This is a genomic window from Enterococcus sp. LJL51 (assembly GCF_054871795.1).
On record NZ_JBTXLW010000009.1, the window covers coordinates 68,395 to 95,208 of the forward strand.

Genomic DNA, 26,814 nt, shown 5'->3' on the forward strand with positions numbered 1-26,814 from the left:
AATCGCAGAGGCAGGCTCCACAAGGTATATTCGTAGCTGGACAGCTAGCTCTAATATAAGGTATGAATGTTACACATTCATCTATCATCGTACGCATACCATCCCACTAAATGTTCCTACACAAGTGGAACTGGTAATTCCCGATTTGCCTATAAAGCTGCGGAGATATTCGCTTGTTTCTCTTTTTCATATGGTGATGATGTTCTTCAATCAGCTCTGTATGAGCATGAAAGGTTTTTCCACATTCGCGACAAAGAAATCGGGAGCGCTTCAGTTTTAAGAAGGTCAAGCGCTCATTAAACACAGAAGTTGAGCGTTGGTTAGATGATGACCATTCTTAATTATTTGCCCTTGATTTTTTACCCCACATTTCTCACAATGTGTGGGTCGATAGGTAAGGGTTGCTTTGATTACCTGGGCCTGAACACTTTTCATTGATCTATATTCAAGCCAAGCTTCTCCAAAGGAGAGGTGTTTATCTGTTCGTCCAAGTAATTTTCTAGTATTCTTATCTATAGGGAACAACCATTCTGATGATTTGTGGTTTTGGACGATTTCATTTTATCAGTTTGTTGTTCCTTTTTTGTGTTTGAACACTCAAAAAAGTGTTGGCAGATTTTCCACCAATGTAGTGACCCCCAAAAGTTAGACTTTTTGTAGAGTGGATTTTTCCACTCTATTTTTTATGCAGCTCTATATTTTAACGATTTCACAGAAAAACAAATGCTGCTATTTTAGCAATCCAAATTTCGTCTCTCTTGCTCTGCTAAATCTTAAGTTTATATTAAGAGGTATTTCTTTCAAATAGAACTATTCTTGCTTCAAAAAAATCCGTTACTCATTATTTTTTAATCTAAATACGGTATGAAAAAACCGTGTTTATTTGTTGTTTATTTAGTTATTTTAATTTGATGAATTGTTTAATACAAGGCGTTTTCGATATTTTTTTCTGTTCTATTTTGTTTTTTGATAGATCCTCATTTCACTCTGTTTTCTGGCTCTCTTTATTAATTTAAACCATTTTCTAACATTAGAAAAAACTTATTTTTCTTTTTTATTGAATTTATATGAAATTCTAAAATGCATTCATGCAATTTTATCTAAAAGAATGCATATATGCAGAAGTTTTGCATAATGAGAAGAAATCTACATTTGTAATGAGTGAAAGCGACTTTGAAAGCGCTTTATTTTTTGTTAGCATGAGGGTGTACAAAAGAATAAAGGGAGGCTTTCATTTATGGAAAAGGCTATTAACGTTTTTTCAGAAATTGGCAAGCTGAAGCAGGTAATGCTTCACAGACCAGGTAAGGAGTTAGAAAATTTGATGCCTGATCATCTGGAACGTTTGCTTTTTGATGACATTCCATTTTTAGAACAGGCAAGAAAGGAGCATGACTTTTTCGCTGATACACTGCGGTCAAAAGGTGTTGATGTATTATATCTAGAGGATTTAGCAGCAGAGTCGCTGACGTCTGAGGAGATTAAAGACCAGTTCCTGACAGAATATTTGAATGAAGCGAATATTAAGGATGCCAATATTAAGCAGGCAATTAAAGAATATTTCCTGTCGCTTGATTCTAATCGTGAACTGATTGATCAATCGATGGCAGGCTTAAAGAAAAATCAGTTATCAAAAATTCAATCTACTTCATTAACAGGCCTTGTTGATGACCACTACCCATTCTTTATTGACCCGATGCCGAATCTCTACTTTACCAGAGATCCATTCGCAACCATCGGTCATAGTGTTTCCCTAAATAAGATGTATTCAGAAACGAGGCGGAGAGAAACCCTATACGGCAAATACATTTTCAAATATCATCCAATGTTTAAGGATAATCCAGTTGACTTGCTTTACAATCGTGAAGATAGTACACGGATTGAAGGCGGCGACGAGCTGGTTCTATCAAGCAAAGTATTAGCAGTGGGTATTTCACAAAGAACAGATGTGGTTTCCATTGAACGGCTGGCACGTAATATTTTTGAAAGTGAAACAAGCTTTGAGCATGTACTGGCTTTCAATATTGGTGAAGAAAGAAAGTTCATGCATTTGGATACGGTGTTTACAATGGTGGATTATGACAAGTTCACAATTCATCCGGAAATTGAAGGAGATTTAATCGTTTACTCGATTTCAAAGGAAAACGGCGAGATAAAAATCGTTGAGGAAAAAGACACATTGGAACATATTCTATGCCGCTATCTGGATTTGCCGGCTGTTGAACTGATTCGCTGCGGCGGCGGAGATATTACTGCAGCTGCCAGAGAACAGTGGAATGATGGTTCTAACACATTGACAATCGCTCCAGGAGAAGTAGTAGTTTATGACCGTAATGTGATCACCAATAAACGATTAGAAGAAGCTGGCGTGAAGTTGAATTATATCCCAGGTAGCGAGCTGGTTCGCGGTCGTGGCGGTCCACGTTGTATGAGTATGCCGTTTGTCAGAGAAGATATTTAAATTAGGAGGAAAAAAAATGACATCAATTTTTCAAGGAAGAAGCCTATTGGCAGAAAAAGATTTTACAAAAGAAGAGCTGGAATATTTAATTGACTTCTCTATTCATTTGAAAGACTTAAAAAAGAGAAATATTCCTCATAGGTATCTTGAAGGAAAAAATATTGCATTGCTTTTTGAAAAAACATCTACTCGTACAAGAGCAGCTTTTACAACAGCTTCAATAGATTTAGGCGCACATCCAGAATTTCTGGGAGCAAATGATATTCAGCTGGGTAAGAAAGAATCAGTTGAAGATACTGCGAAGGTTTTAGGCAGTATGTTTGATGGTATTGAATTCCGCGGATTCAGTCAGCAGGTCGTTGAAGACTTGGCAAAATATTCAGGAGTTCCTGTATGGAATGGTCTGACAGATGAATGGCATCCAACACAGATGATTGCGGATTTCATGACAATTAAAGAAAACTTCAAAACATTGGATGGAATTACCTTGGTATATGTTGGTGATGGCCGCAACAACATGGCAAACAGTTTGTTGGTTACAGGAGCAATCTTAGGCGTGAATGTTCGCATTTGTGCACCGAAAGAGCTTCATCCAGAAAAATCAGTGGTTGATTATGCAGAAAACTTTGCAGCAAAATCCGGCAGCAAGCTAATGATTACAGATGATGTTGCTGAAGGTGTGAAGGGTGCAAATGTTCTTTATACGGATGTATGGGTTTCAATGGGTGAAGAAGACAAGTTTGAAGAGCGTGTCAGCATGCTGAAGGATTACCAAATCAATATGGATATGGTAAAAGCAACTGGCAATACCGAAGGTGACTTGATTGTACTTCACTGCTTACCTGCATTCCATGATACGAATACAAGCTATGGAAAAATGATTAAAGAGAAATTCGGTATTGATGAAATGGAAATTACAGATGAAGTTTTCCGGAGTAAATATGGCAGACAGTTTGAAGAGGCTGAAAACCGGATGCACTCAATCAAAGCAATCATGGCAGCGACTTTAGGAAATCTGTTCATTCCAAAAGCGTAGGCAGAAAGGAGTACAAAGTGTGACTCAACAGAAAAAACGACTACTCGTAGCTTTGGGTGGTAACGCAATCCTTTCTAAGGACGCTAGCGCCAAAGCCCAACAGGAAGCATTGGAAATGACTTCTAAACACTTGGTTAAGCTGATTCAGTCAGATGTTCAGCTGATTATCTCACATGGGAATGGACCTCAGGTCGGCAATCTGCTGCTGCAACAACAGGCGTCTGACTCTGAAAAAAATCCCGCAATGCCATTAGACACTTGTGTCGCAATGACACAGGGAAGTATTGGCTTCTGGTTACAGAATGCATTAGAAAGAGAAATCAGAAACGCAAATCTGGAAAAAGAAGTTGCAACGATTATTACTCAGGTCATTGTCGATAAAGAAGATGACGCTTTCAAAAATCCAAGCAAACCAATTGGTCCATTCCTTACACATGAACAAGCTCAAGCGATGGAAAAAGAAACTGGAGCTGTTTATAAAGAGGATGCTGGTCGCGGCTGGCGCAAGGTTGTACCTAGTCCAAAACCAATATCCATCCAAGAGCAGTATAGCATAAATACACTGATAAATAATGACATAATTACAATTTGTGCAGGCGGCGGCGGTATTCCAATTGAACGGCAAACGTCGAGAGGAGTTGAGGCTGTTATTGATAAGGATTTTGCTTCTGAAAAATTAGCTGAACTAATTGATGCGGATGTGTTTATCATTTTGACAGGCGTCGATCAAATTGCCTTGAACTATGGGAAGGAAAATGAAAAGTGGCTGAATAAAGTTACCGTGGCTGAAGCAGAACAATATATGAAGGAAGGACACTTTGCTCCAGGAAGCATGCTGCCGAAGGTTGAAGCGGCTGTCCAATATGTGAAAGCGCGGCCAGGAGGCAAAGCAGTCATTACTTCTTTAGAAATGCTTGCAACTATTAATGAAGAGGGCGTGGGGACAGAAATCGTCTTTTGAGTCAATCAATAGACCAGCGTGAAAATAGTTTTTTGGAGTGATTCTTATGGAACAAAATGATCGGTCTTCTAAGATGTTAATAATTAATGAGTATCCTTATTTCTCAGCTTTAGACGAAGAAAATCATGAACTTCTGGTTGAGAATATGTATTGCCGCTCGTATAAAAAAGGTCAGGTTCTTTTTGATGCAGGTGATAGACGAGACAGAATCTTTTTCTTAAACAAAGGACTGGTTCGGATTGAACGATTAGACGACAGTGCTTCATACAATTTCCTGGAGATTATCAGTGAAAAGAAACTATTTCCATTGCTGGGTATGTTTGAATCAGAGAAATACTATTTTTCTGCTGTTGCCGCAACAGATATTGAGGTGTGCTACATTCCATCTAGTATTTTTGAAAAAGTCCTTCAAATGGATATCAGACAAATGCAGCTTTTCACTGTCGATTTAACAATCCTCCTTGAAAAACAGCTAAGAAGAATTCAGTACTGTATTACTTCTAAAGCAAAACAACGCGTGAAAAACACCTTATCTATTTTAGTCGAGGATCTGGGGAGATGGGAGGATGACAAACTGGTCATCCCCTATCCCATCCTGATTAATGATATTTCGAAATACAGCGGCACAACGAGAGAAACAGTTGGTCAAACCATTAGAGAATTAGTTAAGAAAAGAAAAATAACATATGAGTACAAACAATTTGTTTTTCTGGATAAAGACTATTTTACATTGGGAAAATGAGTTGACTGACTCAAATAGAAAGGAAAAGTATGAAAAGAGCTCTAATTCAAGTTTGAGGTTCGAAAGAATGTTTTTCTATAGAGCTCTTTTATATAGGAGCGAACTATGACAAAGAAGAAAGAAAAAAAATCCATTTCATCCTTTAGTATTCTGTTCATCATTCTTATTCTTTTAACCATTGCCTCATGGATTTTTTCCGGACAGTCATTTTCACCGACAATCCCCTCAGGAGGGACGGAAGAGGTTAGCAGTGTTGTGGGAGCAAAGCTTTCAGATTTAGTGATGTCTCCGTTTAACGGATTTAGAGATGCGATTGATATCTGTGTCTTCATTTTAATCTTAGGCGGATTTCTAAACATTATTAACAAAACAGGTGCTTTAGAAGCAGGAATTCAGCATATTGTCCGTAAGCTAAAGGGCAATGAGTTAATCTTGATTCCCATTTTAATGATTCTGTTTTCTATCGGCGGTTCAACTTATGGGATGGCGGAAGAAACGATTCCATTCTATACGCTTCTCGCAGTAACAATGGTCGCCTCGGGCTTTGATACGATTGTTTCAATAGGAACGGTTATGCTGGGAGCTGGCGCAGGGGTAATCGGGTCCACAGTGAATCCATTTGCCACAGGTGTTGCGATGGATGCCCTTAAAAGCGTGGGAATTACACCAAATACAGGAATTGTCTTAGGTATCGGATTTGTTTTATGGCTGGTAACGACGGCTTACTGTATCTATTGTGTGATGAGCTATGCTAAAAAGGTAAAAGCAGATAAGGGCTCCACTATACTGAGTCTGCAGGAACAAGAGGATATGGAAGAATCCTTCGCGAAAACTGGCTCACAGGAGTTGGAGTTTACTGGTAAGCATAAAGCCATTCTATCTGTTTTCGCTTTTTCATTCGCAGTGATGGTTATCTCTCTCATTCCATGGGGGTCATTCGGCATTACGATTTTTGACGGCTGGACTTCCTTCCTAACAGGAGAAAACTTTGGTGACTGGTATTTTGGAGATTTAGCTATGTGGTTCTTCATCATCAGTCTGGTTGTCGCGTTGATTCAGCGTTTCTCTGAAAGGGAAATTATTGCTACCTTTATTGATGGCGTGAAGGATATTTTATCTGTTGTTCTGATTATCGTCGTTGCCAGAGGAGCATCTGTTTTGATGCAGGTTACACATTTGGATCTGTTTATTCTGGATAAATCTGCAGGACTGCTGCAGGGATTGTCTCCAGTGCTGTTTGTAATTGGAGCCTACATTCTGTATCTGTTCCTGTCATTCCTGATTCCTTCTACTTCAGGACTGGCATATGTATCTATTCCGGTAATGGGTGCGTTAGCTCATAATATTGGGCTGAATCCAAACGTAATGATTATGATCTTTACAGCCGGCTGTGGATTAGTTAACTTAATTACACCGACTTCCGGAGTTGTAATGGGCGGACTTGAAATATCCAAGGTGAACTATTCTACCTGGACGAAGTTTATGTTTAAACCGCTCATTGTGATTGGGGTCAGCAACTTACTGATTTTAATTGCGGCAATGCTGCTTCTGTAAATAAGAAAAGCTCCGGGAGTTGGCCAATTGTTAATTTCCGGAGTGATTATGAAGATAAAGCAGGTGAACATTAATATGAGGAAAATTGATCGCCACAAAATTATTAAAAAAATAATTGTTGAAAATGAGATTGAAACACAGGACGAGCTGTTGGATTGTCTTAAAAGCAAGGGCTTTACCTTTACTCAGGCGACTATTTCAAGAGATATGAAGGAATTGAATATTGTAAAATCCTATACAAAGGATGGAAAGAAGAAGTTGACCCTTTTAGCTTTTGAAAAAGGCGATTCAGAATTGGATCAAAAGCTTAAAAAGAGCATGAAGGATTATACAAAATCAATTGAAAAAGTAAAATTCATTGTGATTATTCGCACGTATCCAAATGGCGCTGATATTATTGCCAATTATATGGATGAGATAAAATTTTCAGAGGTTGTTGCTACCGTTGCGGGCTACGATACCCTAATTGTCGTTACTCGCTCAGATGAAGATTCTGATACTTTTTGCTCTAAATTGAATAAGTATCTTAATAAGTAATAGTATAATAATAAGTATAAACATAAAAAAGAGCTTGATTTGTAGTGTTTCCGAACGTTAGATGTGTTTCTAATTTTGGGGAATAGTATGTTTCAAGGCTCTTTTTTATTATGAGAAAGTGCGGGGAGGTACTGCTGCAAATATGGGTACTTTTGAGCTTAGCCAATTAAAATTCGCTTCTTTGTTTATACACATGATTCAGAGGTTTTTAACTAGCAATGGTTGTGAGCACTCAGGTCAGGAGTGTATATTTGTCGTTTTTCAATAAAAATTGAAGGGGTACTAGCCAGTGGCAAGAATATTCAGAGTTCTGTAAGTCTCCAGTAAGTGTTTAGCAAGGTTTGCTTGATAGACTTTAAGTAGAGGATAAGAAAGAAATCCCATGTCAAAGTCAGAGCTATGTAGAACTATAATAGAGGGATTATAAAAAAATGTTGCATCTGGCTAAGAACTGAAAAATTGTTTCTATATAAATAGGAGGAATCATTATGGCTAAGAAAATCAAAAAAATCCTGCTGGCTATCCCAATTTTAATTGCCGCAGCAGTAGCACTACTGGCAATTTATGTATTCTGGATTCAACCAGTAACTACAAGAACTGCAGGCACAGATATTGATATTGCCAGAAGAGTTGAAGCAAATCAGCAGAATGTAGAAAAACTGACCAAGCTTCCTAGATACGATGAAACTGCTGCTGAACCTGTTCAGCTTGACTTTCGCTCAAAGGACCTATCAGATCTTAATCTAGAAGGAAAGCTACTTGAACTGGAGCATGGGATGTTTTCTAATGAAACTATCTGGCCGACTGTCTTGCCTCAGGAGTATAATCCAGATATTGTATTTGAAAATGGAAAAAATCCTGGATTGAGTATTCGAGCTCTTCATGAAGCAGGAATTACAGGTGCAGGTGTGTCAATAGGAATCATCGACCAGACATTGTATACAGAGCATAGTGAGTATAAAAGCAAGTTAAAACATTATGAAGAAATTCATGCACTGTCAAAAATACCTGAAATGCATGGCGCTGCAGTTGCTTCATTAGCAGTGGGAGAAACGACAGGAGTATCGCCAAGTTCAGACCTGTACTTTATTGCTTCTGCATTATCAGATAATCTTGGAACTATGTTATGGGCGCGGGGGCAAGATTCGAAGGGAATCGATTACTCTAGAGGAATTACTTATCGCTATTACGCTGAAGCTATCCAGCGATTTCTTGAACTGAATGAAACTCTTTCTGAGAAAGAAAAAATACGTGTAATTTCTATTTCTCGCGGTTTTAATAAACTAGATGATGGGTACAAAGAGTTTCACGCTGCGGTAAAGAAAGCCAAGGATAAAGGAATCTTTGTAGTGACGGCAACACTTCTAAATGATTATGACGTAGGACTGGCTGGGTTAGGAAAAACAGCAATGGGCGATCCTGATGAGCTTGCTAGCTACTCTGTTGGTTCGTGGATGAAAGAAGACGCGGAAGACTATCAAAACTATCTCTTTGTTCCCATGGATGGACGAACTTATGCAGGAACTAATGGGGCGGTTAACTATCAGTACGATCCTGTTGGGGGCTTGAGCTGGACGATTCCTTATCTAGCTGGTGTATATGCGTTAGCCTGTCAGGTTAATCCAGCTATAACGCCGGAATTGTTTTTAGAGACAGCAGTAGAAACCGCTGATTCACTGATAGTTGATAATAATGGAGCATCTTTTCAAATAAAATATCTGCTCAATCCCACCAAACTGATTGAAAAGCTGAAAGTACAGGATACAATCAGCAGATAGCTCAATTCAATGAGGCTTTACTGGCTGATAAGGATAAATAGTGCGTCACAAGCTGTAGCCTAAAAATCAAGCAGGTATTAATCAATAGCCACGCATAGCAGCCTGTACTTTTCAATACATGAAAGCTTGTAAGGACATTGCAATAGGAGTTTCAAGGGATGAGGCAAACTGATGCCTCATCTCTATTGCTTCTGCATACAGTACTTGAAAAAGAGAATAACGTCTTATTTGATTATTTAGTATAGTTGTTAAGCCTAACTTAGTAATTTTTTGCAGATTAAATAACTAAAATTAAAAAGTATTACAAGCAGTTTCTGCTTTTTTTTATTATTTCTTAAGTAAAACGCATTCATTTTTAAATTTGAAGCAATTGTGTTGACTTCGACTGCTATCTGCGTTAATATCAAACAGCATTAGTTACTAACAGTGTTAGCAATTGATAAATGAAGTAATTATTTTGGAAAGGGAGGAGACCTATGACATTCGCAGAAGAAGCCGAACAAGAGCTTGTTCGTTTGATGCTTCAAAATCGTGATGGTGCATTCAGTAAAATAGAAAAGAGTAATAAGGGTGAAAACATTGTGATCAAATTACTTGACCGTATTGGCGAGCCAACCAGTCCGAAGTTTATTGCTGAATCGCTGAATCTGTCTAGTGCTCGTATTGCAGTTGTCTTGGGCAGCTTAGAAAAGAAGAAACTGATTGTTCGGACGATGGATCCAGAAGACCGCCGTCGAATCAATGTGACGTTGACAGACTGTGGTAAAAAGGCAGCACATGCAGAGAAAAAAGAGATGCGCGATAAAATCATTAAAATATTTTTACAAATGGGAGAAGAAGATACGAAAAAGTTCATTGAGCTGACTGCAAAATTTGTCGAATACTCCCGAAAATTATCTCTGGAAGAGGAAGGTGACCAATAGTGAAGATTTTTAAGCATCTTACAAAATACTGGTATGCCGTCATCGCAGTCGTTGCGCTTTTAGTCGTACAGGCTTATAGTGATTTGAGCTTACCAAACCTAACATCAGAAATTGTTGATGTCGGTATTCAGCAAGGAGGGCTTGAATATTCTACCCCTGAAAAAATTAGAAAAACAACGCTTCAGGGAATCGAGATGTTCATGACCGAAGATGAAAAACAAACAATTGAAGACAACTATACGCTGACAAAGCAAAAGATTGACGGCAAAGAAGTTGAAGTCTACAAATTAAAGCTTCAAGATGGTATGACGAAAGAAAAGCTGGGCAATATTTTTAATCTGCCGATGATGATGCTTGCTTCAACACAAGCGAAGGACTCTTCAGAGGCTGCTGGAGCGAAATCAGTCATTGAAGCGTACACCGCAATCTCCGAGGATGCTGCCAAGGCAAAGACACTTGGTGAAGAGGCAGCTAGTTTAGGTGAACAAGCAAAGGCATCAGGAGAAGCAGCTGCGGCTGCAACAGATCCGGCGACTGCGGCTGCAAGTGCGGCTCAAGCACAAAGCTTAGCAGAACAGGCACAAGCAAAAGGAGCAGACGCACAAAGCTTAGCAGATTCAATCAAGACAGCAACAGACGAAATTCCTGCTAAAGTTGAAGCAGCTCGTCAAGAAACAAAGGACAGTCTTGGTGACTTAGGTGCAGATTCAATGAAAACAGTGGGGATTCAATTAACCTTAGCTGAATACAAAGCCTTGGATATGGACACACAACAGATTCAAACTGATTACATGATTAAGACCGGTTCAAAAATGATTGGCTTAACACTTATTTCAGCAGTTGCTGCGATTATTGTTGGTCTGATTGCTTCATTAGTTGCTGCTTCCGTAGGTCGAAATTTGCGTGTCGGTCAGTATGAACGTACACTGCAGTTTTCAAATACTGAAATGGAAAAATTCTCACCAGCCTCATTAATTACACGTAATACCAATGACATTCAGCAAATGCAGATGGGTATTGTAATGATTATGAGAATGGTCTTGTATGCACCAATTCTAGGGATTGGCGGGATTTATGAAGTGTACAAAACTGGAACTGGTATGGGCTGGATCGTCGGCGTCGCCGTCGTGGCTGTTTTAGTTCTGGTGCTGACTTTATTACTGTTTACTATGCCTAAGTTTAAAGCATTGCAGAATTTAGTTGATAGAGTCAACTTGGTCTCCCGTGAAATTATTACTGGACTACCGGTTATTCGTGCCTTTTCTCGTGAAAAATATGAAGAGAAACGGTTTGATGTTGCCAATACTGATTTGATGAAAACACAATTATTTGTTAACCGTTCTATGTCAATCATGATGCCGGTAATGATGCTGATGATGAATGGTATCTCCGTGCTGATTGTTTGGGTCGGCGGACATAATATGGATAATGGGCAGCTTCAGGTTGGTGACATGATGGCCTTTATCACGTATACAATGATGATTGTTATGGCGTTTATGATGCTGTCAATGGTTTCCATTATTCTACCTCGTGCCAATGTTGCCGCTGGCCGTGTGGAAGAAGTGCTTGAAACAGTTCCAACCATTAAAGATCCGGAAAAACCAAAAGATGATCATGACTTTAAAGGAGAAGTGAAATTTGAAGGCGTTCAGTTCCGTTACGGCGACGCTGATGAAGACGTTCTTCACCATATTAACTTTACGGCTAAGCCTGGTCAGACAACGGCCTTAATTGGCTCAACTGGTTCCGGTAAATCGACAATTGTTAATCTGATTCCACGTCTTTTTGATGTGACAGGCGGACGAATTACCATTGATGGTATTGATATTCGTGAGCTGAGCCTGCATAAGCTGCATGAAATTATGGGCTTTGTTCCCCAAAAAGGCATTCTGTTCTCAGGAGATATCGCCTCCAATATTAAATTCGGTGATGCTGACATTTCAGATGATCAGATGAGAAAAGCTGCTAAAATTGCACAGGCAGAAGAGTTTATTGACTCTAATGAAAAAGGCTACACGCGGGAAATTTCTCAGGGTGGAACGAATGTTTCCGGAGGACAAAAGCAACGTCTTTCAATTGCTCGTGCTTTAGCCAAAAATCCTAAGATCCTGATTTTTGATGATTCATTCTCTGCACTTGATAATAAAACAGATGTGGCATTGCGTAAGGCCTTGTCTGAAAACATTAAAGATGCGACACAAATCATTGTTGCCCAAAAGATTTCTACTATTCTTCATGCAGATAATATTATTGTGCTTGATGAAGGACGGGTTATGGATCAGGGAACGCATGATGAATTAATGAAGAAATCGAAAGTCTATCAGGAAATTGCCCAGTCACAATTAAGCAATGCTGAATTAGGCATCGAAGAAGCTGAGTAAGGAGGAGCAAGAATAATGGCAGAAGAAAAACAAAACCGCCCTCGTCGCGGCGGCGGTCCTGGACAGATTGCTCCAGTAGAAAAAGCAAAGGATTTCAAAGGAACAATAAAGAAACTGGTTTCCTATATTGGCGCCTATAAAATTCCTGTATTCTTTGTAATCATTTTTGCAATCGCCTCAACTGTTTTTAATATCTGGGGTCCAAAAATTTTATCAAAGGCCATCACTGAGCTGTTCAATGGTCTCATTAAGAAATATCAAGGTACTGGCGGTATTGACTTTGAAAAAATCGGCGGTATCCTGCTCTTTATGTTAGGTCTTTACCTCGTTGCAGCCCTTTTTGGAATTATTCAAGGATGGATCATGTCAACGATTTCGCAAAAAATTACGTACCGCATGCGTAAAGAAATTTCTGAAAAAATCGATCGTATGCCAATGAACTACTTTGAAAGCCGGACTACCGGTGAAGTATTGTCGCGGATTACGAATGACGTAGATACACTTGGTCAGTCACTGAACCAGTCAATCACGCAGTTGATTACCTCAACCTTTACTATTATCGGGGTTATCGTAATGATGCTGTCGATTTCTGTGCAGATGACAGGAATTTCTATTCTGATTGTACCTATCTCATTTATCCTGATTATGATTGTTGTGAAAAATTCTCAAAAATACTTTAAGACACAACAGGAATATCTTGGTGTTATCAACGGGAAAGTAGAAGAAACAATCGGCGGCTACAACATTGTACGTTTGTTTAACGATGAAGAAAATTCTTTGAATGAGTTCAAGGAACAAAACGATGTACTGTTTAAATCAGCGTGGAAATCTCAGTTTCTTTCTGGGTTAATGCAGCCGATTATGAACTTCGTCGGTAACTTGGGTTATGTAGCAGTTGCTATTTTTGGCGGAATTATGGCTTATAACGGCTCGATTACAGTAGGGGACATTCAGGCCTTTATCCAATACGTACGTAACCTGACACAGCCAATTGCTCAGCTGGCACAGGTCTCTAATATGCTGCAGTCAATGGCAGCAGCGGCAGAGCGTGTTTTCGAATTCCTTGGTGAGGATGAAGAAGCGCAGTTTGCTGAAAACCCTGTTAAGCTTGAGAAAGCCAAGGGTATGGTTGACTTTGAACATGTTCATTTTGGTTATACTGATGATAAAATCATCATTCATGATTTTACTTCTCATGTGGAACCGGGACAAACTGTTGCGATTGTGGGGCCAACAGGAGCAGGTAAGACAACTATGGTTAAGCTGCTGATGCGCTTTTACGATGTAAACTCCGGAGCGATTAAGATTGATGGTTACAATATTAAGGACTTCAATCGGGCTGACTTACGGAAAAATATCGGGATGGTGTTGCAGGATACTTGGTTATTTAAAGGAACCATTATGGAAAATCTTCGCTATGGTCGCTTAGACGCAACGGATGAAGAAGTGTATGCTGCAGCAAGAGCTGCCCATGTTCATCACTTTATTCAAACATTGCCTGGCGGTTATAATATGGAATTGAATGAAGAATCTTCCAATATTTCTCAAGGGCAAAAGCAGCTGCTGACGATTGCCCGGGCAATTTTAGCTGATAAGCCGATTCTGATTCTTGATGAAGCGACCTCCTCTGTTGATACTCGGACAGAAGGGCTGATTCAAGAAGCGATGAATAACTTGATGGCTGGTCGGACCTCCTTTGTTATTGCCCATCGTCTCTCAACAATTAAAGATGCTGATAAAATTCTTTACATGCAGGATGGGGATATTAAAGAACAAGGAACACATGATGAGCTATTAGCCGAAGGCGGCTACTACGCATCACTTTATAACTCACAGTTTGAAGAATTAGCTGAATAAATATAATGGGTTCATTATTTGAAGATAGGGCGTATGCCCTATCTTTTTTTATATATGCTCAAGTTCCTTTTGAGAATAAGCAAATAAACATGACATACAGAAGGGAAATTCTAGCATAATATTTTTATTATACTTAATGATTATAATAAATGCGCAAAGTATACGTTTTTTTAATGTTTTTTGTATGTAATAAATATTCATATGTTATAATAAATTTTAGATATTGATTAATATATTTGAAAAATAAGGAAGGATGAGCTAAGTGACAAGCGCTTTAGTGAATTATCAATTTAATGACGTAGAGATTGAAAAAAATTTTTGGACAGAATTGAACGTGAATTACGAGCAGATTATTTCTGAAAGTGATAAGAAAGAAAAACTAAAAAATAGTTTGTTAGTAATATGTAGTTTATCTGCAATTGATGAAATACTACAATTGAAAAAAATAGAAGCAGCAAAAGAAGAGGATACCAAAGAAAAAAAATTGAATATTATTGTTGAAAGTTTAACCGAAAAGGAAATTAATTATTGGTTATTATTAATTAATTTCTATGCAAGAAAGCAAAAGTCGATAGCACGAGTTTATAAGGCTGAGATTCAAGGAGATTACATTGCTGCTATTACTCAACTATTAGAAATATTTGAAAAAAGTGAGAAAAAAATTGTAAACATTTTCATAGATTATTTATGGACTCAAAAAGGTTCTGGAGATTTCTATCAGATAAACGGAGACAAAAAAATTCTAGAAAAAATATTTCAGACATTTAATGAAATCAAAGGGCTTGAAAAATTTACAGAAAAAATTAGCAATAAAAATAGGAACCTATTTTATAAAGTACATTCTATATCTATAGTAAACAAGATTATTATTTTGCATATTTATAGACAAAAAGGAGACTTAACAATTCCTGATTTTGATGAAGCAGTTAGAAATAAAGAAGTAGAATCCTTGCTGTTGTCGCTGGATATGAAAAAGAAATTGTTAGAAATAAAAAAAGCAACGCTTACTGATAAGGAAAGGTTAATAGAGTACTTTGAAAACGAGTTTGATGCAAAGATATCCAATATAGAAGAAGAGGTCTTCAATAATTATTGCGAGCATAAAGTACGAGAAGCTTTTTTACAAGGTAAACCTGTAAATAAAAATTTTGAACAAGCTTGTGAAGAATTTTATGTTAATGAAATTACATTTCATAATTCCAGTTTAGTAAATATGCCAGAAATTAGTCTTAAAAATGATTCAAGAAGCATTATAGAGGCTACAAAGGAATTAGATGATAAAGGAATTATTTCTTTTAAAAGTCTTAAAAATATAAAATCTCTTTCAGTCAATATAAATGGACATAAAAGGATTATTCGTCCAACGAGTACTAATGATGGTGATGTTATTTTTTTATATAATGATGGGAAATTTGATAGAAGAATCAAAGAGAAATTTGAAAATGTCTTTCAAAGTTATTTTGGAATTCCTTTGTTAAGAAGAATATCAAACACAGTTTTTGAAACTGGTAAAGCTGAAAAAATTGATTATTTAATGGGGATTTCAAGAGAAGAAGATATAGATAAAGCTGATAAACTAATGTTGGAAGAACTAAAAGCTTTAAAATTTTTATTTTCGGTTTTTAAGACTGAATATTTCTGTAATACTTGTAAGGAAGACTTTTCTGAACTTAATCCTTCAAAAGAATGTTTCTGTGGTTCCAGTGATTATATTACTAAAGAAACTAATGAAATCGAAATAGATAAAAAAAATGTTACTAAATCTGCCATTACGCAATTATGTAGTGCACTTAAGTTTCATGATGAAAAAACTGAGAGTAATATAAAAGTAGGAGAACGGCTCTTCAACTTTAAATTATTAAGACGGGTTGATTCTAATGAATTAATCCAATTATTAATAGTATATTCAAGTTTATCTCGTAAAGAAACTGAATATTTAGTGAAATCATTAACTCCAATAATAATAGTAACTGTGGGAGTTCAGCGTCGTGAAGTAGATAATTTAAAAGAGAAAGGATTGTTTGCACTTAGTTTTGGAGAACTGTTAACTATGAAACAGGAGGCTGAAGCTTCTGTAGAGATAAAAGAGTTACTAAATGATTTCTTTTTACAACAGAAAAAGAGATCTACGATAGCTGCAGACTATGCAATCAAATCTTTGAAGAAGGTATTTATTAATGATCAGAGAGAGGGGTATACAGAAGACGACTTTGAAGATGATGTATTCGCTATACTAAAGGATATGATGCCAAATAGCTTGAAGTGGGGGAAAGAAAAAAAAGGTAAAGCATACCCAGAAGGTATTTTTGCAATTTCAGCACGTGATACCGAAGGAATAAATGCAAGTGAAGCATTTTCTTTTGATTGCAAATTTAACAAAAAAGATGATGGATATAATTTGAATAGCAATGAAAAACGAAAAGCTAAAGATTATGTTGAAAAAATTAATAAGAATAAATATATCCATTCATTTTGCGATTCTAGGTATTTAAGTAAACATATTTTTATTTCAAATAATTTTAAAGAAGGTCAAAAGGTGACTCTAAATGAATACTTTAAAGATAACTTAGAAGATAAAATTCCTACAAGAGTTACTTTCTTAACAGTAGAGTGTCTAATCCACATATTTGATATATACAGGAGTAATTATGAAGAAATTGTAAAAGAACAAGAGCTCTTCTATAGTTGCTTATTAGGGATATTTAATTCAGACATATTAAATATAGAAACGATTGATGAGATATTTGATGATTTAGTTTCTAAATTGATACCAGTAAACAAATCGTTAAATGTGGATAAAATTGTTCTGATGAAAAAGGGAAAAAAATAAATAGAAATAGTGGTATGAACAATATTTCATGTTTGAGGATAGGGCGGTATGCCCTATCTTTTTTTATATACATTATTTATTAATTAAAATGATAATGATTATTTTTTCAAAAAAATATCATAAAATTACAATTTTTGGAATTTATTTCATGTAATAAGTGTGGTACGCTTATCTTAGATAAAAGAAAGGATTGATAAAATGAATATGAAAAAAGTGTTTTTCAGTAGTGCGGCAGCAGTTGCATTATTTACGGTTGGGCTTGGAGTAGCTGGTACAGCAAATGAGACGTATGTTTCTATTCCAAATGAGGATGTAAAGAACAGTGTATTGTCTGTTTTAGAAGCAGGAGATCCCGAAGGCAATGAAATAATTACTCAAGAAGAGGTGTACAATTTTTCTAATTATCACTATTTACCTAAACGACTACTAGAAACGTCGGATGTTTTTGATTCTTTTAGCATTGATGTCAATGAAGTCAAACCAAAAAGCTCAAGCTTAGAAGGAATTGAGTATATTTCAGCTGAAAGTCTTCAAATTAATGCTCCTCTAATTGATGTAACTCCCTTAAAAGAAATGCAAGGCGTGAAGTCTTTATCTTTAGAGGATCAATTTGCTGATTTAGGCTATACTCATGGGATTAAAGACTTGAATGTATTAAAGGGTTGGACAGAATTGAAAGACTTATATTACGTCAGCGGAAATATGAATGGCATAGAGGATGTGAAAGAGAAGCTTCCATTGCTTGATATATCAGCATTAGATGAAATTGCTTCATTGGAATCTATCTGCATTGAAACTGCTGGAAGCTTGCCAACCATCTATCTAAGTGAAGAGAATAATGACTATGAAACCACACTGCCTATTATACTTTCCCATCACTTTGATGGAGAAGAATGGAGCGGATATTCAAATAACCCATCTTTTGACCAAAATTCTGAAATGACGAAGAAATCAGATCGGATGAAATGGGAGAATATTGAGCCAGGCACAGAATATTTGGATATTTGGATTCAAATTCAGCCTCGTGGACACTATTATATTGCCGATTTAAGAATTCCAATTATTTGGGAGTAAAGCTGAAGTCGTGAGAAAAGTGTCAAGCTTAAAGATACAAGTTAGTTAATCTAGGTTTAATGCTTTGTGTTCAATAAGTGCTCTGGGACCTCCAAGTAAAAGGAACACAGCGGTAAAGTCTTGACGCAACTGGCTTATGAGAAAACTAGGATCTTTATCAAAGGCAGTTAAGCTTTATTTGTATAAAATAAGATTATTTTAAATAGCAGCAGGGATTTTGATTGTGCTTAATCAAAATCCCTGCTGCTATTTTCTCTAAAAAAGAAAACCAGTATTTGATGACCATTTTGTCAGGAACAGGCAAGATTTCTGCAAGAGTTTGGTAAGAATTAATTGATAAGCTTTAATTAGCCTAAAAGCTGATATAATCTGCAAATAGTATCAGCGGTGGTTGAGGCTTTAGAAAAAATCATTTTTTCACTTCTTTTCAGCTTGCTTTGTTTTTACTAGTAAAAGAGGTGAGTATGGGAACAGGAGCGGTTAGAGAATGTTTAATGTAGATCATGTAAAAATTTCAACAACGGAATTAAATACTTATTTTCAGCGGCAGTACCCGAAAACAAGTGAGAATCAAGGTAAATATTCAGATCTTTTTGAAGAAAATGAAATCATGGAAACAGATCAGGAAAAGCTTGATTTCCTTAAGACAGCTGGCTATCCAATTGAAAATATAACTATGCAAATTGGTTCTGCTTCAAGGGATAAAATCATGACTCGCATCTTCTTAATTTTATCCAAATTAGATTTGATTTATTTATTAAGGGAGGATATTTGAGGTGACAATTAAAATTGCGATGTTTTCAAAAGCGGACACTGTGCAGGGGCAAGGAGTCGGAAGTGCCTATGAAGATTTAATTCAAATGTGGAAAAAGCTATTTTCCGATGACTTTGATATACATATTAATAAATATTCCAAATCAGATATCTCTCATTATCATACAATTAATCCGCTGTTTTTTCTGGCGACCTTTCAAAAAAAGAAACGAGGTGTTCAGGTTGGGCATGTTCATTTTATTCCTGAAACCCTGGAGGGGAGCTTAAAATTGGTTTGGCCGCTAAAAGTATTGTTTGTACGCTACCTTCTGTGGTTCTATCGCAGAATGGATATTTTAGTCGTAGTCAATCCTGAGTTTATTCAAAAGCTGGAGGTACTGGGATTTAACGGGGATTCAATTAAATACATCCCTAATTTTGTTAATTCAAAAGAGTTTTACAAAATAGTAGACATAGAAGAACGTACAAAAATAAAAGCAGAGCTAGGCTTTACCGCAAAGGATTTCATCATACTTGGTGTGGGACAAATTCAATCCAGAAAAGGAATCGCTGACTTTATAAAGCTTGCTGAGGAAAATCCGACCCTTCAATTTGTTTGGACCGGCGGCTTTTCTTTTGGAAGAATGACGGATGGATATGGTGTCTACAAACAAATTGTAGAAAAACCACCTGCTAATTTATACTTCCCAGGCATTGTTCCTCGTACTGAAATGAACAGTTATTATAATAGCGCAGATCTTTTTTTACTGCCGTCTTATGCAGAATTATTTCCAATGAGTATTTTAGAAGCCTTCAACTGTGGGGTTCCTGTGATGTTAAGAGATTTGGAGCTGTATGCAGGGATTCTCGAGGGCTTCTACATGAAGGCTGCAGATTTTGATGATATGAATCGGCAATTAAAGGATCGAGTAGGCTTAGCCGAAAAAATTCAGATTTATCAGGAGAAATCAATAGAGGCTTCAAAAAAATATTCAGAAGTAAATATCGTCAAAGAATGGATGGAATTTTACAAGTATCTGGTTCGTTAAAATAACTCTATTTTTAAATAATGATAATCATTCTTACTGCGATCTTTTTGTGCTATACTTAGCAAAAGGACTGTTAGAAATGCATTATTTCTTAGTTGCTGTTTGTTAGCTGAACAGCAATGTTTCGCATACGAAGCTTTCTGTAGAAAACAGTCAGAGTCTCAACAGTTGCGATAAGCAGAGAGGATACGAAGAAATAAAATGAAAAAATATCTATTTATTGGGCTGGGAGCTATTTCTTTCGCCTTAGGAACACTGGGGATTTTTCTACCTTTTTTACCAACAACTGTTTTTTATCTTTTGACAGGTTTTTTATGGCTGAGGAGCTCGGAAAAGCTTTACAGCAAATTTATTCAGTCAGAGAAATACCGGAGATATGTGAAAGACCCGATTCTTGATAAGAATATCTCTACACCAAATATGATAAAAATGTTTTTAGTTATTTTTATTGTCTTTTTAATTCCTTGTCTTTTAGTTGATAATCTAATCATGCGAATGACAATGGCAGCAATTTATGTTATCCATGTGATTGGATTGAGCTGGTATCTAAAGGGAAAGAAACAGCGGCTGAATAGTTCTATTGAGATTGGTGATATTAATGATCGATAAACGTCTGTTTTGTTATACAGGATGAGCCAATCAGTAATTTGGATTACGTGAACAAACAGGCAATTTTGAGAACACTGCAGGCTGGAATGAAGAATAAAACCGTGTTGCTGGTTTTACATCGTGCAACAACCTTGGCCATTGCCAACCAACAATATGAGCTGAAGCAGGGCCGGTTGAATCTGATTGAGGAAGAGCTTGGAGCAGAAGGTGTCAGCTTCAAGCAATAAAACCAAACTTATGGAAATTGCTTCGTAATGATGTTATGGTGCCGATGTATAGAACAAAAGAAGCAGGTAATAGTAGGTGGAAATAATGTCTAAACGAATGAAAGCTGAAATAAACTATTCTTAGTTATTACTTATTCAGTAATAAAAGTGTGCGCTTGTCCATTCGACAGGCGCACACTTCTTTATTTTTTTAGTACTGTTCGTTTCAAGTAAACCGTTTGTAGTAATACAGCACTGATTAACGTTCCTAAAATAATCGGCACAATGCTATGAATAACTGTACTGATTATGGCCAAAGCTAATAGGATAAAGAAAATAAGCCCTAAAAGCTTCATAAAAGAAACTGTCATTTTCTTTAGATAGTTTTCAGCAATGTAATGTGTTACTAAAATGACTAGCATATATAGAAAATAATTCATAGCTTTTACTCCTTACACAGTAGGCTATTGCTCTTCAACAGCGCGCTCTTCAGCAGCCGTTTCCTGTTCCACCTGCATTTTTTCAAACGCTTTGAAAAACGGATAGTAAATTAAAAGGGAGACGATGAAGCAGACAAACACCATGACACAGGCGACCCAGTTCCAGTTGGAGGTGATTAATGCTCCGAGAGGGGCTGGGATTGAGAAAGGCGGCTTGACCATCATTTTTGGCATCCAGCCTAAAACGGTAACGATATAAACAAGAATCGTATTTGCAATCGGCACTAAGATAAAAGGAATTGCAAGCAGTGGATTCATTACAATTGGCGCACCGAAAATCACAGGCTCATTGATATTAAATATTCCCGGCAGGATAGACAGTCTTCCCAGCTGTTTTAAATATTTAGAGCGTGAGAAGAGGAATAAAACAACCAAGGCTAGCGTAGCGCCGGTACCACCCATTTGTGCATACCACTGATAAAACTGCTCGGTAAAAATGTTTGGCAAATGGAAAGCATCAGTACCATTTTGAAATAGCTCGGCATTTTCAATGATTGCTTGATCCCAGAATGGGCGAATGACTGGACCTAAAACTGCGTGACCGTGAATTCCCAATGCCCAGAAAAGACAAATCATAAATTGAGTAATAATTCCGCCGAATAAATTGTTTCCTGTTAAAAAGCCTTTCAGCGGTGAAATGGCTAAGCTTAGCAGCTCATTTAAATTGAAATTAAAGAAGTGTCTTGGAATCCAAAATAATAAAATAACTACTAGGGTTGGTAAAAGTGCCGCAAAGGATTCTCCAACAACTGGCGGTACGCCTGCCGGCATTTTGATTTCCAGATTTTTTTCTTTTGTAAACCGGTAGATTTCTACTGAAATAAGTGCTGCTACAATTGCACCAAAGAGTCCTTGAGAGCCCAAAGGCGTGATAGGGATATACCTGCCGGCGGTTACAGCATTTCCAACTGTATCGACCCCTTCTTGAAGATTTATCGGGACAACCATCAGTAAAGTTGCCAACATCGATAGAAAGCCGCTGGTGATTTTATCCAGCTTGTAAGTGCTGCCTAGAAATGCACCGATTGTAAACGAGGCATATAGAGACATCAGCCCCACGGTAAAGCGGAAAGGAACGTCCAGAGCCTGCAGATACGGAGCAACCATGTCCGAGTAGCCTTCAATTGGCAGATTCAGTAATATTGTAAAGAATGAGCCGACGATTGTTAATGGAAGAATTGAAATCAGTCCATTTCGAATCGCCTGCAGATGACGCTGATTGCCAATCGCGTTCGCAATTGGCAGCAGCCTTGTTGCAAGATTATCAAACATTTTCATCATTAGAAATCACTCCTTTTCTAATCAAACCCATGTTGTTCAGTCACTTGTTTAAACCAATAGCCGGATTTTTTACAGTTTTTCTCTCCGGTTTCTAAATCCAAACGGTAAAATCCATAGCGGTTTTTATAAGCATTTCCCCAAGACCAGCAGTCAGCAAAGGTCCACATATGATAGCCTAAACAGTTGGCACCTTCTGCCATTGCCTGATGGAGGTAGGTCAGGTGTTCCTTTAAAAAATTGATCCGGTAATCATCCTGAACAACACCATCCTCAATAAAAGCTTCTTCATCCTGAATGCCAATACCATTTTCTGAAACAAACCAGTCGATATTCCCGTATTCATTTTGAATTTTTTTTGCAATATCATAGATTCCCTTTGGATAAATCTCAATCCCGCGGGAGGTATTCATACGGCGTCCCGGCATTTCATAGTTATCAAAAAACCACTCAGGAGAAAAAACACCATCGGGATTCGGTAGACTTTCTCTGGCTTTGACTCTTCTCGGCCGATAATAATTAATTCCCAGCAAGTCAATAGTTGTTGCTGCAATCAGTGAAAGATCTTCCTTGGTAACATTCGGCAGCTGATCATAAGCGGTTAATACTTCTTTTAGCTTTTCCGGATACTTCCCTTTTAAAATAGCATCATTAATACTCTTGGTATAAAAAAGGTCTGCCATTTCCGCTGCCAGTAAATCAGCAGGATTCTGACTGCGTGGGTAAACAGGAATCACATCCATAATAATACCAATCTTTCCTGTCAAATCCATTTTTCGATACACATTGACTGCTTCGCAATGAGCAAGAACAATATGATGAAGAACTGTAGCTGCTCGCTTAAAGTCAACAATATAGGGATAATGCCGATCATGGAGATAACCAGCTTCAGCCGGAATCATTGGCTCGTTAAAGGTAAACCAGTACTTCACACGGTCGCCAAACAGCTGGAAACAGGTTTCAGCGTAAGCTTTGTAGGCTTCAATTACCAGCCGGTTTTCAAAACCGCCGATTTCCTGAAGCTTCATAGGCATATCGAAATGATAGAGATTGATAAATGGTTCAATTCCCTGCGACAGCATTTCATCAATCATGTGATTGTAAAAGGCAACAGCCTTTGGATTGACTTCTCCTGTACCTTCAGGAAAAAGTCTGGACCATGAGATAGAGGTTCTAAATGAGTTAAAGCCAATGTCTTTCATTTTTTGGATATCTTTCTGATAATCTCTGTAAAAATAAGAGGTATGCTCGGTAGTAACGCCGTCATAGAAACGGAAGTTGAATTCCTTTGAGGCGTAGTCCCAAATGTTTTCGCCCTTACCGTCGTTTGCTTCTCGTCCTTCAGCCTGTGTGGCACTACTGGCTGCTCCCCAGAAAAAAGTGGGGGGAAATTCTATATTCATATAGTTCCTCCTGTATATTGCAGATTTGATGCGCGCCATCTATAATGGAGTATACCACCATAAAATCACAATGTTATACGCTTTCATAGGGTTGTCACATCTATCGTTTTCTTGATATATTTGACAAATCTGTCACAGCCTGTGACCGAAAGGACGGAGATAGAGGGATGTTATTTTTAGATTATATTCCGGAGTTAAATCCTTTAGAATATGAAATTTATCACTACGTTGCTAATAATTTGAAAACAGTTTCCTATATGCGGATTAGAGATTTAGCTGAAGAAACCCATACAAGCACTGCCAGTATCCAGCGTTTTTGTCACAAATTTGAATGCAATGGTTTTTCTGAGTTTAAAGTAAAACTGCAGCTTTATACAGAATCTCTTCATAAGGCAAAGGTAGCTGACGTAGATGAACGGCAGTATATTCATTTTTTGGAACGGGTCAATGAACCTTTTTTGCAGGGAAAGATTGAGCGGGCAGTGGAGTTGTTGTCTGATAAGGGATTAGTTTTGTTTTTAGGTTCAGGTTCTTCTGAAATGATTGCAGGGTACGGTTCGTTATATTTTACTAATTTGTCTCAGACTGCCCTGCGGATTGAAGACCCGTCAAATTATCCCATTGAGTGGTTTCCTGATGATATTTTGCAGAATACTTGTGTGATTGCTTTATCTGTCACTGGAGAAACAAAGGAAATCATTCACTATATTAAGCGGCTGAATACAAAAAAATGTCCGATTATCTCCATTACCAATAGTGATAGCTCAACGATTGGCAGGCTGTCGGATTTAAATATTCCTTATGGGATCAATCGGGAAACTATCTATAAAACAAGTGATAATCATGACAAAACAATTGAGTTGACGTCCCAGCTGCCAGCCTTATTTTTGATAGAAAAAATTGCCAAACGTCTGCGCTTGAAGAAAAATATTTAAAAAGAAAGAACAGGTGACTATCTCCCCAGATTATTCTTTAACTAAAAGAACTTGAAATAGCATCATGGAATTCCTGCACTTGTTTCAAGCTTTGCGATTTTATTCAGTTTGTTTGTCTTACCAACAAAATTTGAAATAAAATCTTTTTTATCAGGATTTTAGCTTGTTTTACCCTAGTCTAATAAAGAAAGAGATGACCGATTTACCGGTCATCTCTTTCTTCTGTTTCATCATTATAATCATAGTATTGTGTTTGCTGGTTGTACAAGTTATCAGAAGGATTCTCAGGATGAGAATAGTAATCAGAGGAGTGATCCGGATACTGTTCGGAATTGGCAAACGAGTCATAGTGCTCACTACTATGACTATTTTCTTCAGTATAATCAGCTGGCTGATTTTGATTTTCATAGGAAGAATCAGTGTAATTATCCTCCTGACCGTAATCATCGCTGTAGTAGCTGTTTTGATAGTCATTTTCAGTTGTCTGATTCGGTTCATAATAGTTTTGCTTCTCTGGATAATCCTGATAGCTGTCTTCTGGATAATTTGTATAATAAGCATCCTGATTAGTATACTCAGGTGTCTGAACTGATTCATAGTCAGCTGGTTCATTATAGGGGTAGCCATAATTTTGTTCGGTAGAAGGAGCTGCTGAAGTTTCACCAAATCGATTGGCAATTTTTGCTCTCAGCTTCGCCTGTTTTTCTTTTCTTCCTCCAGTAAGCGTCAGATAAATAATTAAGACAATCATCAGAATGGTTAAAATAATTAATCCGATATACTGGCCAAATGAAATAAACATGATGACCTCTCCAGTCGTTGAATTTTCTTCTAGTGTACCAAATGTTTCTTTTTACGTCACTCTTTTTACAATGAAATTTTCAAAGTCTTAATCATTTATGTAAAAAACAAAGCAGCAAATCAATAGGAAGGTCCGGATTGATTTGCTGCCTGTTCTATCATGCTTAACGAACTCTAGTAAATTCCATCGTCGTATCAATTTCTAAAATATTGCCTTCTCTTAAAACATAATTTTTCAAGCTGTCGCCTTCTGGATCGTCTTCGTCAGCAGGGAAGAGCCATTCAAATTTGTAATCCCCTTCTTCACGAGCCGCTTCATCCTTATAAAGCTTAAAGGAATCGCTGCTGCTGCTGACTGGAATAATGTCATAAGCTCCTGCATCTAAATCTTCTCCGATAATAATTTCACCAGAAAATTGGCCAGTTTCACCAACGTCTAAAACAATAACATCGTCAGCAGATTTCTTGGAGGCTGTGTTGGAGCTTTCCTTAGTCGATGATTCTGTACTTGAACTAGACTCTTTTGAAGAACTCTTTGAACTGCTTTCATCTGTACTGCTTTCTTCTGGCTCACTTTCAGAGCTGCTTTCGTCACTCTCATCTACAAGAAGATTATCATCCCAACGGCTGCTTTTCTGCTCAAGCTTTTCAATCCGCTCTTCCAGTGCATTTATTTTTGCATCATCCGTCCGGCTGCACCCAGTAAGCATTACCCCACATAATGCTGCAAAACTTAAAATTATACCCTTTTTCATTTGAACTCCTCATTTCTATAAAATAATCGTTTTGAAGCTGACTACAGAAATGTGTAGTCAATCCAATCACTTCTAATTACTAAGTAACACTGTGGAATAAACAACAGTTTTATTTCTAGAATAATGATTAGAAATCAGTTGTATGAATGACAGGAGTTGTATCTGCCAGTGTTCAACTTCATATTATTATAACATGCTTCTTTCTTAAATAAACAGTTGTTTTATTATTTTCTCATAGATAAAAATAATAAAATATAACAAGCTATTGGATTTGATAAGTTGACTTTATGTTCGTATGGTGTAGAATTTACAAGAAGCTTTAATTATTTATAAATACAGATAATATGTTTGGTGAGTAAAGAGTGAATATGGTAAACTATAGAAAGTAAGT

Annotated in this window: 22 protein-coding genes; 17 read left to right on the plus strand and 5 right to left on the minus strand. The window is 37.2% G+C overall.

The annotated features are described in order from the left end of the window. The first annotated feature begins 1,237 nt into the window (after nt 1-1,237). From arcA to ACYSNQ_RS10035, 16 genes are all read left to right on the plus strand, one after another. Complete coding sequence (gene arcA / locus ACYSNQ_RS09960) at nt 1,238-2,461, plus strand: arginine deiminase (protein ID WP_426082946.1); 1,224 nt, start codon at nt 1,238-1,240, stop codon at nt 2,459-2,461. A gap of 16 nt (nt 2,462-2,477) precedes the next feature. Continuing rightward, a complete protein-coding gene (gene argF, locus ACYSNQ_RS09965) occupies nt 2,478-3,497 on the plus strand; it encodes an ornithine carbamoyltransferase (protein ID WP_426082948.1) in 1,020 nt (339 codons plus the stop codon). A 19-nt stretch (nt 3,498-3,516) separates the two neighbouring features. Beyond that, nucleotides 3,517-4,458 carry a carbamate kinase gene (arcC, locus tag ACYSNQ_RS09970; RefSeq protein ID WP_426082949.1) on the plus strand — a complete coding sequence of 314 codons (942 nt, stop codon included), beginning with the start codon at nt 3,517-3,519 and terminating at the stop codon, nt 4,456-4,458. Between the two features lie 46 nt (nt 4,459-4,504). Continuing rightward, the gene (locus ACYSNQ_RS09975) at nt 4,505-5,200 is read left to right on the plus strand and encodes a Crp/Fnr family transcriptional regulator (RefSeq protein ID WP_426082951.1); all 696 of its coding nucleotides are present in this window, start codon (nt 4,505-4,507) and stop codon (nt 5,198-5,200) included. 105 nt (nt 5,201-5,305) lie between these two features. Continuing rightward, nucleotides 5,306-6,754 carry a YfcC family protein gene (locus ACYSNQ_RS09980; RefSeq protein WP_426082953.1) on the plus strand — a complete coding sequence of 483 codons (1,449 nt, stop codon included), beginning with the start codon at nt 5,306-5,308 and terminating at the stop codon, nt 6,752-6,754. Between the two features lie 48 nt (nt 6,755-6,802). Then, nucleotides 6,803-7,291 (plus strand): arginine repressor, encoded by a 489-nt coding sequence (locus ACYSNQ_RS09985; RefSeq protein ID WP_426082954.1) that lies wholly within the window; start codon nt 6,803-6,805, stop codon nt 7,289-7,291. A gap of 488 nt (nt 7,292-7,779) precedes the next feature. After that, nucleotides 7,780-9,069, plus strand: coding sequence for a S8 family serine peptidase (locus ACYSNQ_RS09990; RefSeq protein ID WP_426082956.1), 1,290 nt, complete (start codon nt 7,780-7,782; stop codon nt 9,067-9,069). Nucleotides 9,070-9,545: 476 nt separating this feature from the next. Continuing rightward, complete coding sequence (locus tag ACYSNQ_RS09995) at nt 9,546-9,992, plus strand: MarR family winged helix-turn-helix transcriptional regulator (protein ID WP_426082958.1); 447 nt, start codon at nt 9,546-9,548, stop codon at nt 9,990-9,992. Further along, the gene (locus ACYSNQ_RS10000; protein WP_426082960.1) at nt 9,992-12,373 is read left to right on the plus strand and encodes an ABC transporter ATP-binding protein; all 2,382 of its coding nucleotides are present in this window, start codon (nt 9,992-9,994) and stop codon (nt 12,371-12,373) included. Before ACYSNQ_RS09995 ends, ACYSNQ_RS10000 begins: the two co-directional genes overlap by 1 nt. A gap of 15 nt (nt 12,374-12,388) precedes the next feature. Next, nucleotides 12,389-14,230, plus strand: a complete 1,842-nt coding sequence (locus ACYSNQ_RS10005; RefSeq protein WP_426082961.1) for an ABC transporter ATP-binding protein — start codon at nt 12,389-12,391, stop codon at nt 14,228-14,230. A 262-nt stretch (nt 14,231-14,492) separates the two neighbouring features. Next, entirely contained in the window at nt 14,493-17,060 is a 2,568-nt protein-coding gene (locus tag ACYSNQ_RS10010; RefSeq protein ID WP_426082962.1) for a hypothetical protein, read from the plus strand. A gap of 198 nt (nt 17,061-17,258) precedes the next feature. Continuing rightward, entirely contained in the window at nt 17,259-18,134 is an 876-nt protein-coding gene (locus ACYSNQ_RS10015; RefSeq protein ID WP_426082964.1) for a hypothetical protein, read from the plus strand. Between the two features lie 487 nt (nt 18,135-18,621). After that, a complete protein-coding gene (locus ACYSNQ_RS10020) occupies nt 18,622-18,909 on the plus strand; it encodes a hypothetical protein (RefSeq protein WP_426082966.1) in 288 nt (95 codons plus the stop codon). Between the two features lie 19 nt (nt 18,910-18,928). After that, the gene (locus ACYSNQ_RS10025) at nt 18,929-19,936 is read left to right on the plus strand and encodes a glycosyltransferase family 4 protein (RefSeq protein WP_426083019.1); all 1,008 of its coding nucleotides are present in this window, start codon (nt 18,929-18,931) and stop codon (nt 19,934-19,936) included. Nucleotides 19,937-20,137: 201 nt separating this feature from the next. Next, complete coding sequence (locus ACYSNQ_RS10030) at nt 20,138-20,545, plus strand: YbaN family protein (protein ID WP_426082967.1); 408 nt, start codon at nt 20,138-20,140, stop codon at nt 20,543-20,545. Between the two features lie 86 nt (nt 20,546-20,631). After that, complete coding sequence (locus ACYSNQ_RS10035) at nt 20,632-20,772, plus strand: hypothetical protein (RefSeq protein WP_426082969.1); 141 nt, start codon at nt 20,632-20,634, stop codon at nt 20,770-20,772. 182 nt (nt 20,773-20,954) lie between these two features. On the opposite strand, the gene ACYSNQ_RS10040 is transcribed toward ACYSNQ_RS10035, so the two are convergent. From ACYSNQ_RS10040 to ACYSNQ_RS10050, 3 genes are read right to left on the minus strand one after another with little or no spacing between them, the layout of a single operon-like run. Then, nucleotides 20,955-21,191, minus strand: coding sequence for a hypothetical protein (locus ACYSNQ_RS10040; RefSeq protein WP_426082971.1), 237 nt, complete (start codon nt 21,189-21,191; stop codon nt 20,955-20,957). A 24-nt stretch (nt 21,192-21,215) separates the two neighbouring features. Next, complete coding sequence (locus ACYSNQ_RS10045; protein ID WP_426082973.1) at nt 21,216-22,532, minus strand: PTS sugar transporter subunit IIC; 1,317 nt, start codon at nt 22,530-22,532, stop codon at nt 21,216-21,218. Between the two features lie 17 nt (nt 22,533-22,549). Then, nucleotides 22,550-23,932, minus strand: coding sequence for a glycoside hydrolase family 1 protein (locus ACYSNQ_RS10050; RefSeq protein WP_426082975.1), 1,383 nt, complete (start codon nt 23,930-23,932; stop codon nt 22,550-22,552). A 167-nt stretch (nt 23,933-24,099) separates the two neighbouring features. On the opposite strand from ACYSNQ_RS10050, the gene ACYSNQ_RS10055 reads away from it, so the two are divergent. Then, entirely contained in the window at nt 24,100-24,867 is a 768-nt protein-coding gene (locus ACYSNQ_RS10055; RefSeq protein WP_426082977.1) for a MurR/RpiR family transcriptional regulator, read from the plus strand. A gap of 202 nt (nt 24,868-25,069) precedes the next feature. Here ACYSNQ_RS10055 and ACYSNQ_RS10060 read toward each other — a convergent pair whose 3' ends face one another. Both ACYSNQ_RS10060 and ACYSNQ_RS10065 read right to left on the minus strand, forming a co-directional pair. Next, complete coding sequence (locus ACYSNQ_RS10060) at nt 25,070-25,669, minus strand: hypothetical protein (protein ID WP_426082978.1); 600 nt, start codon at nt 25,667-25,669, stop codon at nt 25,070-25,072. Nucleotides 25,670-25,832: 163 nt separating this feature from the next. Then, complete coding sequence (locus tag ACYSNQ_RS10065) at nt 25,833-26,423, minus strand: hypothetical protein (RefSeq protein WP_426082980.1); 591 nt, start codon at nt 26,421-26,423, stop codon at nt 25,833-25,835. Between the last annotated feature and the right edge of the window lie 391 nt (nt 26,424-26,814).

Excerpts from the sequence above, each read along its gene's own strand:
- arcA (WP_426082946.1), top strand. The coding sequence starts at position 1,238 with ATGGAAAAGGCTATTAACGTTTTTTCAGAAATTGGCAAGCTGAAGCAG.
- argF (WP_426082948.1), top strand. The coding sequence starts at position 2,478 with ATGACATCAATTTTTCAAGGAAGAAGCCTATTGGCAGAAAAAGATTTT.
- ACYSNQ_RS09975 (WP_426082951.1), top strand. The coding sequence starts at position 4,505 with ATGGAACAAAATGATCGGTCTTCTAAGATGTTAATAATTAATGAGTAT.
- ACYSNQ_RS09980 (WP_426082953.1), top strand. The coding sequence starts at position 5,306 with ATGACAAAGAAGAAAGAAAAAAAATCCATTTCATCCTTTAGTATTCTG.
- ACYSNQ_RS09985 (WP_426082954.1), top strand. The coding sequence starts at position 6,803 with ATGAAGATAAAGCAGGTGAACATTAATATGAGGAAAATTGATCGCCAC.
- ACYSNQ_RS09990 (WP_426082956.1), top strand. The coding sequence starts at position 7,780 with ATGGCTAAGAAAATCAAAAAAATCCTGCTGGCTATCCCAATTTTAATT.
- ACYSNQ_RS09995 (WP_426082958.1), top strand. The coding sequence starts at position 9,546 with ATGACATTCGCAGAAGAAGCCGAACAAGAGCTTGTTCGTTTGATGCTT.
- ACYSNQ_RS10005 (WP_426082961.1), top strand. The coding sequence starts at position 12,389 with ATGGCAGAAGAAAAACAAAACCGCCCTCGTCGCGGCGGCGGTCCTGGA.
- ACYSNQ_RS10015 (WP_426082964.1), top strand. The coding sequence starts at position 17,259 with ATGAATATGAAAAAAGTGTTTTTCAGTAGTGCGGCAGCAGTTGCATTA.
- ACYSNQ_RS10020 (WP_426082966.1), top strand. The coding sequence starts at position 18,622 with ATGTTTAATGTAGATCATGTAAAAATTTCAACAACGGAATTAAATACT.
- ACYSNQ_RS10025 (WP_426083019.1), top strand. The coding sequence starts at position 18,929 with ATGTTTTCAAAAGCGGACACTGTGCAGGGGCAAGGAGTCGGAAGTGCC.
- ACYSNQ_RS10030 (WP_426082967.1), top strand. The coding sequence starts at position 20,138 with ATGAAAAAATATCTATTTATTGGGCTGGGAGCTATTTCTTTCGCCTTA.
- ACYSNQ_RS10035 (WP_426082969.1), top strand. The coding sequence starts at position 20,632 with ATGAAGAATAAAACCGTGTTGCTGGTTTTACATCGTGCAACAACCTTG.
- ACYSNQ_RS10040 (WP_426082971.1), bottom strand. The coding sequence starts at position 21,191 with ATGAATTATTTTCTATATATGCTAGTCATTTTAGTAACACATTACATT.
- ACYSNQ_RS10045 (WP_426082973.1), bottom strand. The coding sequence starts at position 22,532 with ATGATGAAAATGTTTGATAATCTTGCAACAAGGCTGCTGCCAATTGCG.
- ACYSNQ_RS10050 (WP_426082975.1), bottom strand. The coding sequence starts at position 23,932 with ATGAATATAGAATTTCCCCCCACTTTTTTCTGGGGAGCAGCCAGTAGT.
- ACYSNQ_RS10055 (WP_426082977.1), top strand. The coding sequence starts at position 24,100 with ATGTTATTTTTAGATTATATTCCGGAGTTAAATCCTTTAGAATATGAA.
- ACYSNQ_RS10060 (WP_426082978.1), bottom strand. The coding sequence starts at position 25,669 with ATGTTTATTTCATTTGGCCAGTATATCGGATTAATTATTTTAACCATT.
- ACYSNQ_RS10065 (WP_426082980.1), bottom strand. The coding sequence starts at position 26,423 with ATGAAAAAGGGTATAATTTTAAGTTTTGCAGCATTATGTGGGGTAATG.